General features: G+C 74.6%; 4 protein-coding genes. 3 read left to right on the top strand and 1 reads right to left on the bottom strand.

What is annotated here, in order from left to right; translation table 11 throughout:
• Positions 1-98 precede the first annotated feature (98 nt).
• Positions 99-2,987, bottom strand: a complete 2,889-nt coding sequence (locus JS521_RS19080; protein ID WP_205084184.1) for a lysylphosphatidylglycerol synthase transmembrane domain-containing protein — start codon at positions 2,985-2,987, stop codon at positions 99-101.
• A gap of 221 nt (positions 2,988-3,208) precedes the next feature.
• Here JS521_RS19080 and JS521_RS19075 point away from each other — a divergent pair, with 221 nt between their 5' ends.
• The 3 genes from JS521_RS19075 to JS521_RS19065 form a co-directional block, all read left to right on the top strand.
• Complete coding sequence (locus JS521_RS19075) at positions 3,209-3,727, top strand: MGMT family protein (RefSeq protein ID WP_239487506.1); 519 nt, start codon at positions 3,209-3,211, stop codon at positions 3,725-3,727.
• Positions 3,728-3,947: 220 nt separating this feature from the next.
• Positions 3,948-7,394 carry an ATP-dependent helicase gene (locus JS521_RS19070; RefSeq protein WP_205084183.1) on the top strand — a complete coding sequence of 1,149 codons (3,447 nt, stop codon included), beginning with the start codon at positions 3,948-3,950 and terminating at the stop codon, positions 7,392-7,394.
• Positions 7,395-7,480: 86 nt separating this feature from the next.
• On the top strand, positions 7,481-10,286 hold a 2,806-nt coding region (locus JS521_RS19065), incomplete at its 3' end, for an ATP-dependent helicase (protein WP_307847915.1).

Here is a 10,286-nt window from a genome sequence, read left to right as displayed (position 1 = left end):
CGCGGCGGGGGCGGCCCGCGGGCGGCGGCCCGCGCCCGCCGCCCCCCCCGCCCCCCCCCCCCGGGGGCCGCCCCCCCCCCCCGCGCCCGGGCCTCCTGCTACAGCTCGCCCTTGCGGGTCAGCTGGTTGAAGGCGAGCCACCCCGGCAGCACCGGCAGCCACAGCGTCATCACGCGGTACAGCAGCACCGCCGGCGCCGCGACCTCCTTGGGCAGCCCGACCGCGATCAGGCCCAGCGTCAGGGCCCCCTCGACCGCGCCCATACCGCCCGGCGTCGGGGCGGCCGAGCCGAGCGCGTTCCCGGCGAGGAAGACCACCGCGATGCTCGCGTAGCTCAGCTGGGGGACGTCCGGGCCGCTGAACGCCCGGATCGAGGCGTCCAGGCAGAGCACGAACAGACCGGTCAGCAGCAGCATGCCGCCGATGCCGGTGAGCAGCTTCTGCGGCCGCTGCACCACGTCCAGCATGCGCGGCACGACCCCGGCGAACAGCGAGCGCACCCGGGTCACCACGAACTTCCGCAGGAACGGGACCGCCGTCACCACCAGCACCAGCACCGCGACCGTCAGCAGACCCGCGATCACGGTGCGGGACGGGGTCAGCGAGTCCGGTGTCTTCTCCGTACCCGTGAGATAGCCGAACAGCGCCAGCAGCGTGATGTGGGCGCCGAGCCCGAAGAGCTGCGACGCTCCGACGCTCGCCACCGCGAGACCGGGGCGCACCCCGGCCCGCTGGAGGAAGCGGGTGTTCAGCGCCACGCCCCCGACCGCGGCGGGCGCCACGATCTTCACGAACGAGCCGGCCACCTGCGCCTGCACGGTCTTCAGGAACGACACCCGCTCCGGCACGAAGCCCAGCAGGCTCATCGCCGCCGCCACGTAGCTCAGCGCCGAGAACCCGAGGGCGGCCGCCACCCAGCCCCACTCCGCCTGCTCCACGACCGCCCCGAAGTCGGCCTGGGTGACCTGGGAGATGAGGAAGTACGCGGCGATGGCCCCGGCGATGAAGCTGAACAGGGTGCGCGGCTTGATCCGCTCCAGGCGGACCGGTTCGACCGGGGCCTGCGGGCGGATCAGCAGCACCTGACGGCGGATCTGGGCCAGCAGATCCTCCTCGCGGGCCTCCTCCAGCGCATCGTCGATGGCACGCTTCTCGGCCTGCTTCTCGGTACGCAGCGACTTGCGCTCCGCCTTGGTCTCGGCCTTGGTCTCCGCCTTGGACTCGGCCTTGGACGGGGTCGCGGCGCCGCCGGCCGTCTGCTCGGCCTTCGCCTGTTCCGCCTTCGCCTGCTTGGCCGCCTGCGAGGCCTCCACCACCGCCTCCCGCTCGCGCTGCGAACGCTCGCGGGCGATCCGGCGCAGCGTCGCCCGGGTGGAGCGGCTCAGCGCGATCGGCTGGAGCAGCGGCAGACAGTCCGCCACCGCGTCCGGGCCGAGGACGGCCAGTGCCCCGGCGACCGACCGCTCGGCCCCCACCCGCAGCCCCAGCGTGGTCAGCAGCTGGGCCACGTCCATCCGCAGCACCAGATCGCCCGCGGCGATCTCGCCGCCGCGCAGGTCCGTCACGAACGCCCTGCCGGAACGATCCACCAGGAGCGCGTCACCGGTCAGCCTGCGGTGCGCGATCCGCCGCGACTGGAGGGCCTTCACCTGACGCCAGGCGCTGCGCACCAGATCGTCGGTGATCTCCTCGTCCTCCATCGAGTCCAGTGACCGGCCGCCGATGTGCTCGTAGACCAGCATCACCGCGTCGGGGCCCAGCTCCGAGGTGGCGATCAGCTTGGGCGCGTTCGCCCCGGCGGCGATCGCCGCGTACGCGAGCAGCGCCTCCTGCTCCAGCGCCTGGCGCAACGACTGGATCGAGCGCCGCTGGGTGAGCGTGCGCAGCGTGAGCCGCCGCCAGGCCCGGTAGAAGAACCCCTGGGCCTGCTGTTCCCGGTCGACGACGGTGACGTCCAGCGGCGGCCCGTCCTCCAGGGTGACCAGATAGCGCCGCCCCCGGTCGCTCTGGTCGGCGTGGTCCGGGGCGTCCTCGGTGCGCATCGCCGCGACCGGGCGGAACCCCACGTGCCGCAGCCCCGCCATCAGGTGCTGGCCGGTGGGGCGGACGTTCGGCGAGCCGACCGCGTACAGCGTCCCGTACGCCACCGTCCAGCCGATCAGCACGGTGAGGATGATCGAGAACGGGGTGGTGTACCCGCCCACCAGCATCGCGAACGCGTCGAGCAGCAGCACCACCCACAGCACCACGCGCCAGCGCGGCCGCCGGGCCATGCCGACCGCCGTCATGTACGCGATGACCGGCGCGAGATAGCCGTGCACCGGGTCGGTGAGACCGCCCGCCGTCTGCGGCTGGGTCAGCGCGTCCTGGATGGTGCCGGGCGCGGTCCGCGAGACCCAGAGGTCGGTGGCGAGCGTCACCCCGTGGGCGAGGACGGCGGCGAGCACCCCGTCCGCGATGCGCAGCCCGTCACGTTTGATGAGGCGTTCGATGGCGAAGGCGACCGGCACCAGCAGCACGGCGATGCTGGACACCAGCCCGGCGATCTTGATCAGCAGATCGGGCGCCTGCTCGGTGCCCTTGGAGATGTCGTCCTCAAGGCCGGTGGTGGTGCCCTGGGCGAACGCGGCGATCGAGAACAGCACCGCGATCGCGAGCACCCCGATGAGCAGCCGCATCAGGTCGGAGGGGCGGTGCACCCGGGCGGGGAGCAGCGGTTCGTCCCCGGAGACGCGGTCGGTCAGGGCGGCCTCGGCGGAGGCCGGTGTCGAGCCGGCCAGATGTCCGGTGGTCGACGTCGTGGGACCGCCTGCGCGGATTGATCCAGCGCTGTCGTCGCGCGATGGGTCAGCGCTGTCGTCGCGGGATGATCCGGCGCTGTCGGCGCGGGGTGATCCGGCGGAGGCGCGGGGCGGTCCGGAGGACTCGGGAGCACCCTCCGGGCGCTCCCCGGCATCGGAGGCGTCCGCCGCCTTCGGTGGCTGCACGCCCTGCTCCTTCGTCGCCTCTGGTTCGTCTTCGTGTTCTGGTATCACCGGTCACCGCCCGCATGATGGTGGCACGGCCCGTAGACAGAGGGGGGCATCAGGGTGCATTGCACGGGCGCGGGAAGCGCAACATACGCTCCTTTGCACCTGCGTGCATGCTGTGTGTCCGGACGGACACCGTTTCGGCCGGGCTGTCGGTGGCGTACGGCAGGATGGGGCGGATGAGCCAGGACCAGACGGACGGGCGCGGCTCCGGCACCGCCCCGGCCGGCACCGGACCGCCGGAACAGGCGGAGCCGGCCGGGGACGGGGAGACGGCCGCGTACGCGGAATTGCCCGAGTACGCGGAGCGCGTCCTCGACGTGGCCGAGCTGATCCCGCCCGGCCGGGTGATGACGTACGGCGACATCGCGGAGTGGCTGGGCGAGGGAGGGCCGCGCCAGGTCGGCCGGACGATGGCGCTGTACGGGTCGGCCGTGCCGTGGTGGCGTGTCGTCCGCGCCGACGGGACGCTGCTCCCCGCCCACGAGCTGCGGGCCCTGGACCACTACCGCGCAGAGGGCACCCCGCTGCGCGAGGCGTCGCGGCACGCGGAGGGGCACATCCCGCGCATCGACATGCGGCGCGCCCGCTGGGACGGCGGCGGAAGCGGCGGACAGGCCGCCGGCAAGGCCGGCGCCACGCGCGAGGAAGAGGAACGAGAACAAGGGGACGGTCCGGGCGACGAAGCTCACACCTGACAGCTTCCGCCGTCCGCCACCGGCCGCGACGGCCCGACCCGGCCGAGGACGTGACGAGGGACGCAGCGCGGCCGTCGCCTCCCGCACCGTGGGCGGCGTAGCGTCGTCACCGCGCGGCACGTCCGCGCCTTTCCTCTTCGTCCCCGGCTGCACCGAACCTGTTCCTCACCTGATCCACATCACCAGTACCCGCGTACACCCACCAGGACCGGCGATCCACGTGAGTTCCTCCTCCACCCGGCACAGTCCGCACCGTGAGACACGGCCGCGGACCACGGGCGCGTACCGCCTGGTGCGCACTCCGCCGGGTTCCGTGGATCCCCCCCTCCTGGACGCAGGCCAGCGCGCGGTGGTTGACCACCCCGGCGGCCCGCTGCTGGTCCTCGCCGGGCCCGGCACCGGCAAGACCACCACCCTCGTCGAATCCGTCGCCGCCCGGGTGAACCGGGGCGCCGACCCCGCCCGCATCCTCGTCCTCACCTTCAGCCGCAAGGCCGCCGTCGAACTGCGCGACCGGATGGCGGCCCGCCTCGGGGCGGCCCGGGGCCCGCAGGCCACCACCTTCCATTCGTACTGCTACGCGCTGGTCCGGGCGAACCAGGACGCGGACCTGTTCGCCGATCCGCTGCGCCTGCTGTCCGGGCCCGAGCAGGACGTCACCGTCCGTGAGCTGCTCGCGGGCCAGCTCGACCTGGAGAAGGAGGGCCTGGGCCAGATCCGCTGGCCGGACGAGCTGCGGTCCTGCCTGACCACCCGCGGCTTCGCCGACGAGGTGCGCGCCGTGCTGGCCCGCAGCCGTGAACTGGGCCTCGGCCCGGACGCACTGGCCGACTTCGCCCGCCGCACCGGCCGCCCGGACTGGAGCGCGGCGGCCCAGTTCCTCGCCGAGTACCTCGACGTCCTCGACGCCCAGGGCGTCCTGGACTACGCCGAACTGGTGCACCGCGCGGTCCTGCTCGCCGAGCGCCCCGAGGTGGCGGCGGAGCTGGCCGGCCGGTACGACGCGGTGTACGTCGACGAGTACCAGGACACCGACCCCGCGCAGGTGCGCCTGCTGCACGCGCTGGCCGGCAACCGGGGGCGCGCGCCGGAGTCCGCCCGGGGGCACGGTGAGGGAGCGCGCGGTGAGGACGTGCGCGGTGAGGGATCGCGCGGCGAGGGATCGCGCGGCGAGGAGGCGCGCCGCGGGAGCGTGCGCGCCGGGCGGACGCTGATCGCCTTCGGCGACCCGGACCAGTCGATCTACACGTTCCGGGGCGCCGACGTGAACGGCATCCTCGACTTCCCGGACACCTTCCGCCGGGCGGACGGCGGCCCCGCGCCCGTGGGCGTCCTCACCACCTCCCGCCGCTCCGGGGCCGGGCTGCTGGCGGCGACCCGGCTGCTCACCCGCCGGATGCCGCTGACCCGGCTGCCCGCCGACACGGTCCGCGCTCACCGCGAGCTGCAGGCCGTCCGGGACGGGGGCCGCGTCGATACGTACACCTACCCGACCACGTCCACGGAGCTGGACAACATCGCGGACCTGCTGCGCCGCGCCCATCTGGAGGACGGGGTGCCGTGGAGGGAGATGGCCGTGCTGGTACGGGCCGGAGGCCGCTCGCTGCCCGCCGTCCGCCGCGCCCTCACCTCCGCCGGCGTCCCCCTGGAGGTCGACGGCGACGACCTCCCGCTGCGCCACGAACCGGCCGTCGCCCCGCTGCTGACGGCCCTGCGGACGGTGGCGACGGCGGCGCTGCAACGCCTCCCCGATGACTACCCCGAGGGAGATCCGGAGAAGGCCGCAGCACCCTCCTGGCTCGACACCGAGACCGCCCTCACCCTCCTCACCTCCCCCCTCGGCTCCATGGACGCCGCCGACCTGCGCCGCCTCGGCCGGGCCCTGCGCGACGAGGAGCGCGCCGCCGGGATCCGGGTTCCCGCGCCCTCCGACGAGCTGCTGGCCCGTGCCCTCGCCGAGCCCGAACGGCTCGTCACGCACGACCCGGCGTACGCCCACGGCGCGCAGCGCCTCGGTGCGCTCCTGCGCAAGGCCCGCGAACTCCTCGAAGGCGGCGGCACCGCCGAGGAGGCCCTCTGGACCCTGTGGAACGGCACCCCCTGGCCCGGCCGGCTGGAGCGGGCCGCGCTGCGCGGCGGGGCGGGCGGCCGCAACGCCGACCGCGATCTCGACGCCGTGTGCGCCCTGTTCGACACGGCCGCCCGCGCCGAGGAGCGCACCGGCGGGCGCGGGGCCCTCAACTTCCTGGAAGAGGTCGACGCCCAGGACATCGCCGCCGACACCCTCTCCCGGCGGACCGCCCGCCCCGACGCCGTACGCCTGATGACCGCCCACCGCTCCAAGGGCCTGGAGTGGCGGCTCGTCGTCGTCGCCGGGGTCCAGGAGGGCGTCTGGCCCGACCTGCGCCGCCGGGGCTCCCTCCTGGAGGCGGACCGCATCGGCCGCGACGGGCTCGCCGAACCCCTCACGCCCGGCGCCCTGCTCGCCGAGGAGCGCCGCCTCTTCTACGTCGCCGCCACCCGCGCCCGCGAACGCCTGGTCGTCACCGCCGTGAAGGCCCCCGCCGACGACGGCGACCAGCCCTCCCGCTTCCTGACCGAGCTGGGCGTCGAACCGCGGGACGTCACCGGCCGCCCGCGCCGCCCCCTCGCCGTCGCCGCGCTCGTCGCCGAACTGCGCGCCACCACCGTCGACCCGGCCGCCTCCGACGCGCTGCGCGAGGCGGCCGCCCACCGCCTCGCCCGGCTCGCCGCGCTCACCGACGACGAGGGGCAGCCGCTGGTGCCCGCGGCCCACCCGTACCGCTGGTGGGGTCTTGAGGAACCGACCCGCTCCGCCGTCCCGCTGCGCGACCGCGACCAGCCCGTCACGCTCTCCGGCTCCGCCCTGGACCAGCTCGCCAACACCTGTGCCCTCCAGTGGTTCCTGGGCCGCGAGGTGAAGGCCGACGCCCCGGCCACCGCCGCCCAGGGGTTCGGCAACGTCGTCCACGTACTCGCCGACGAGGTCGCCTCCAGCCGTACGCCCGCCGACCTGGACGTCCTCATGGAGCGTCTGGACTCCGTGTGGAACGGCCTCGCCTTCGACGCCCCCTGGAAGTCCGAGCAGGAGAAGGACCAGGCCCGCGCCGCTCTGGAACGCTTCCTGCACTGGCACGTCCTGGACCGGGGCGGCCGCACGCCCACCGCGAGCGAGCACGACTTCGACGTGACCCTGGAGGCGGGGGGGTACGCCGTCCGCATCCGGGGCTCCATGGACCGGGTCGAACAGGACGCCGAGGGCCGGGCGTACGTCGTCGACTTCAAGACCGGCAAGGGCGCCCCCACCAAGGACGAGGTCGCCGCCCACCCCCAGCTCGCCGTCTACCAGCTCGCCGTCCGCGAGGGCGCGGTCGACGAGGTCTTCGACGGCAGGCGCCCCGAGCCGGGCGGCGCCGAACTGGTCCAGCTCCGCCAGCCCGCCCCCAAGAAGGAGGGCGGCGACGCCTTCCCGAAGGTCCAGGCCCAGGAACCGCTCGCGGGGGAGTGGGTCTCCGACCTGCTCGCCACAGCGGCCGGAAAGGTCCTGGACGAACGCTTCACGCCCACCACCGGAACGCACTGCTCCCACTGCACCTTCCGCGCCTCGTGCAGCGCACAGCCGGAGGGGCGGCAGGTGGTGGAGTAGCCGCCGCATCCGGATGCCATGTGGCGGAGCAGTCGCCGCATCCGGTTCGTACCGGGTTGTCAGTGGGCCCGGTTACCGTTGTCCGGGTGTCCCCACGCATCACCGATCCCGAGCAGCTCAAGGAGCTCCTCGGGATCCCCTTCACCCCGGAGCAGACGGCCTGCATCACCGCGCCGCCCGCCCCGCAGGTGATCGTGGCCGGAGCCGGGTCGGGCAAGACCACGGTGATGGCCGCCCGCGTGGTCTGGCTGGTCGGCACCGGACAGGTCGCGCCCGAGCAGGTCCTCGGCCTCACCTTCACCAACAAGGCGGCGGGCGAGCTGGCCGAGCGCGTCCGCAAGGCGCTGGTCGCCGCCGGGGTCACCGATCCCGACGTCATCGACCCGGACAACCCCCCGGGCGAGCCCACCATCTCCACCTACCACGCATTCGCCGGCCGCCTCCTCACCGAGCACGGCCTGCGCATCGGCCTGGAGCCCTCCACCCGCCTCCTCGCCGACGCCACCCGCTACCAGCTGGCGGCGAAGGTGCTGCGCGAGGCCCCGGGCCCGTATCCGGCGCTCACCCGCTCCTTCTCCACCCTGGTCAGCGATCTGCTCGCGCTCGACGGGGAGCTGTCCGAACACCTCGTACGGCCGGGGACGCTGGAGACGTACGACACCGAGCTGCTGCGGGACCTGGCCGCCGCCAAGCTCAGCAACGCCGACCTGCGCAAGATCCCCGAGACCGCCGAGGCCCGCCGCTCCCTCCTCGGCCTCACCGAGCGCTACCGCACCGCCAAGCGCAGCCGGGACCTCCTGGACTTCGGCGACCAGATCGCTCTCTCCGCCGAGCTGGCCCTGACCCGGCCGGAGGTGGGGGCGATCCTGCGCGAGGAGTTCCGGGTCGTCCTCCTCGACGAGTACCAGGACACGTCGGTGGCCCAGCGGCTGCTGCTCTCGGCACTGTTCGGCAGTGGTACGGGGGCGGGTACGGGAGTGGGGGCGGCCGGCCACGCGCCTCCCACCGGCCATGCCGTGACCGCCGTGGGCGACCCCTGCCAGGCGATCTACGGCTGGCGCGGCGCGTCCGTCGCCAACCTCGACGACTTCCCCGAGCACTTCCCGCACGCCGACGGCACCCCCGCCACCCGCTACAGCCTCAGCGAGAACCGGCGCAGCGGCGGCCGCCTCCTCCAGCTCGCCAACGGCCTCGCCGAACCGCTGCGCGCGATGCACGAGGGCGTCGAGGCGCTCCGCCCCGCGCCGGGCGCCGAGCGCGACGGCGTGGTCCGCTGCGCCCTGCTGCGTACGCACACCGAGGAGATCGACTGGCTCGCGAACTCCCTCGCCCACCTCGTGCGCACCGGCACCCCGCCGGGCGAGATCGCCGTCCTGTGCCGCACCGCCGGGGACTTCCCCGAGATCCAGGCCGCCCTGGTCGCCCGGGACATCCCGGTCGAGGTCGTCGGCCTCGCCGGACTGCTCCACCTGCCCGAGGTCGCGGACCTGGTGGCCGTCTGCGAGGTCCTCCAGGATCCGGGGGCCAACGCCTCGCTGGTCCGCCTGCTCACCGGACCGCGCTGGCGCATCGGCCCCCGTGACCTCGCGCTCCTCGGCCGCCGCGCCCGCCTGCTTGTGCACCGGGCCGGCCACGCGGACGACGCCGACGCGGACCAGCGGCTCGCGGAGGCCGTCGAGGGCACGGACCCGGCCGAGGTGATATCGCTCGCGGACGCGCTGGACACCTTCCTGGTCGCGGGGGACGCGGCCGACGACGGGCTGCCGTTCTCGGCGGAGGCCCGCGTCCGCTTCGCCCGTCTCGCCCGGGAGCTGCGCGACCTGCGCCGCTCGCTCGCGGACCCCCTGATGGACGTGCTGCACCGGGTCCTGGCCACCACAGGTCTGGAGGTCGAGCTGTCCGCGTCCCCGCAGGCGCTGGCCGCCCGCCGCCGCGAGACGCTGGCCAACTTCCTCGACACAGCGGCCCGGTTCGCCTCGCTGGACGGCGAGGCGTCGCTGCTCGCCTTCCTCGGCTTCCTGCGGACCGCCGCGCAGTACGAGAAGGGCCTCGACAACGCGCTGCCCGGCGGGGAGAACACCGTCAAGGTGCTGACCGCCCACAAGTCCAAGGGCCTGGAGTGGGATGTCGTCGCCGTCCCCGGACTGGTGACCGGCCAGTTCCCCAGCGGCCAGTCCCGGGACGCGTGGACCGCCCAGGCCAAGGTGCTCCCGCACGCCCTGCGCGGCGACGCGGCGACGCTCCCGGCCCTCGACAGCTTCGACGCCAAGGGGATCAAGGCGTTCAAGGAGGAGATGAAGGAGCACCAGCACACGGAGGAACTGCGCCTCGGCTACGTCACCTTCACCCGCCCCCGCTCCCTGCTGCTCGGCTCCGGCCACTGGTGGGGCCCCTCCCAGAAGAAGACGCGCGGCCCGTCCGCCTTCCTGGACGCGCTGTACGAGCACTGCGTGGCGGGCCACGGCGAGATCGAGGCCTGGGCGGACGAGCCCGCCGAGGACGAGGAGAACCCGGCCCTCGCGGAGCGCGACGCCGACCTTGCCTGGCCGCTCCCGCTGGACGCCGACGCCCTGGCCCGTCGCCGGGCCGCCCGGGACACGGTCCTGGCCCACCTGGAGCGCATGGCCGTCCAGGGGGACGAGCCGGGGACGCCGGCGTACGGGCCAGGCCCCGGCGACGTACCGACGCACGAGCCCTGGGACGAGGAGCCGCCGCTCGACGAGCCCCCGGCCGACGAGGACTGGGACTGGGACGTCCTCCCCACCGAACGCCCCCCGGGCCCGCCGGAGGCCGCACCGGACACGGTGGACACGACTCCAGAGCCGGCCCCGCACGCCGACGCCGCACCGGACACGACGCAGCGCACCGAGCCCGCCCCCCACATTCCGGCGG

It is taken from the genome of Streptomyces durocortorensis, from assembly GCF_016901035.1.
Taxonomy (GTDB): Bacteria; Actinomycetota; Actinomycetes; order Streptomycetales; family Streptomycetaceae; genus Streptomyces; species Streptomyces durocortorensis.
The sequence above is the reverse complement of the archived record's forward strand: the minus strand, read 5'-3'. Positions and strand labels throughout refer to the sequence as shown.

Bases quoted from the DNA above. Each gene is read 5' to 3' on its own strand.
- JS521_RS19075 (WP_239487506.1), top strand. From the start codon at position 3,209: ATGAGCCAGGACCAGACGGACGGGCGCGGCTCCGGCACCGCCCCGGCC.